This window comes from Paraburkholderia sp. BR14374, assembly GCF_040948685.1.
In the GTDB taxonomy this organism is placed as follows: domain Bacteria; phylum Pseudomonadota; class Gammaproteobacteria; order Burkholderiales; family Burkholderiaceae; genus Paraburkholderia; species Paraburkholderia youngii.
In genome coordinates, this window is the sequence record NZ_JBFPKF010000181.1 from 1 (window position 1) to 220 (window position 220).

At 52.7% G+C, this 220-nt stretch carries 1 protein-coding gene; it reads right to left on the minus strand.

The window, feature by feature from the left end:
* On the minus strand, window positions 1–220 hold a 220-nt coding region (locus tag AB3X86_RS38565; RefSeq protein ID WP_368599926.1), incomplete at both ends, for a hypothetical protein.

Below are 220 nucleotides of genomic sequence, written 5' to 3' on the forward strand. Positions count from 1 at the left end.
CATACTGAGCTGTGCATGTACCGGGATTGCGAACGAGAGGATCACCAGGATTGCGCCAGTAGGCCTGAACCACTTCCGCGCAAGCGTAGGCGCCTTCTTCATGAAGTTGGCTCCTATAGCCGGTTTCGAATTGCACCATTTTTTGTGCTGTTTCAGGAGATACGTTCAGCAGGTCACATACCTTCCTTTCGGCAAGCGGGAGATCTCGGCTGAGATACTC